General features: G+C 76.3%; 1 protein-coding gene and 1 pseudogene. Both read left to right on the top strand.

Features of this window, described 5'->3' with window-relative positions:
• A pseudogene (locus tag QH283_RS28070) lies at window positions 1-229 on the top strand (tRNA (N6-isopentenyl adenosine(37)-C2)-methylthiotransferase MiaB); the annotation flags it as partial.
• A gap of 170 nt (window positions 230-399) precedes the next feature.
• Complete coding sequence (locus QH283_RS28075) at window positions 400-1,017, top strand: Rv2732c family membrane protein (RefSeq protein ID WP_280505939.1); 618 nt, start codon at window positions 400-402, stop codon at window positions 1,015-1,017.
• Window positions 1,018-1,209: the final 192 nt, after the last annotated feature.

Raw genomic sequence — 1,209 nt, forward strand, 5'->3', positions numbered from 1 at the left:
TCCCGGCGGGGGCCCCGGGGCCCCGGGGCACACCCCCGGGCCCCCCCCCCCCCCCGTTTGCGCGCCGGCGCGGGGGGGCGCCCCCCGCCCCCCCGGGGCGGGTGCCGGCCCCGAGGCGGGCACCACGCCCAAGACCGCGCCGATCGGTGTCGGTCTCGGCCTGCCGCGCATCGGCGCGCCCGCACCGGAGCCGGTGGCCGCGGGCTGCTCCACCGGGTGTGGCTCGTGAGCCCCGACCCGGGGGAACGCGACGACGATCGCGCCGCCGGAGCCGAGCACGAGGCCGGGGACGAGCCGGATACTACGCGTCGTAGTGGGTCGGGTGCGGCCGGTGCGGGCGGCAGTGGCAGAGTGGGACGCGACCGATCCGATGCCGGTGACGACGCAGGAGGCGACGCGGTGAGCAGCAGCAATACCGATCGGGCGAGCAGCACCGAACGGGAATTCGATCAGTTCCGCGACGAGCTGGACGCCGTCGAGCGGCGCATCGCCGGCGAGATCGACCCCGGGGTGCGCGCGATGGTGGTCGCGGGCGCGGTCTTCGTCCTGCTGTTCTCGCTGGTACTGCCGCACGCGGGCGGCGCACGCGGATTCGACGTGCTGCTGGACACCGAGGTGGCGCGGCTGGAGCACATCGGCCTGCCCTCGCGGCTGTTCGTGTGGTTCGCCGCCGTCTTCGGCATCGGCTTCTCGCTGCTGGCGCTGATGACCCGGCGCTGGGTGCTGGCGTGGTTCGCCGTCGCGGGCTCGGCGCTGGCCTCCTTCTTCGGTGTGCTGTCCATCTGGCACCGCCAGACCCCCGGCCTGGACGATCTCGGCCGCAGCGACTACCTCGGCGCCGGTCCCGGTGCCGGCCTGATCCTCGGCACCGTGGCGGTGGTCGTGTTGACCTTCCACTGGGTGCGGGTGGTGTGGAGCCGCACGGCGCTGCAGCTGGCCGCCGAGGAACAGCGGCGCAACGCCGCTGCCGCCGCCGAGGAGCGCGATCGCAGGCGGCTGACCGGCGAGGACGACTGAGAGCGCGGCGCCGAGGCGGAAAGGCGGCCGAGACGAGAAGGCGGCCGAGACGGCACCCGTCTCGAACCGGGACCGGTTGCGCCACCCGGGCGGCTCCCCGAGGCAGCCGCAGCACCGCATGACAACGGCGCCCCCCGGGGTAGGAAAACCCCGGGGGGGCCGGGGGGGGGGGGGGGGGGGGGGGGGGGGGGG

This window comes from Nocardia farcinica (assembly GCF_029867845.1).
Lineage (GTDB): Bacteria > Actinomycetota > Actinomycetes > Mycobacteriales > Mycobacteriaceae > Nocardia > Nocardia farcinica_A.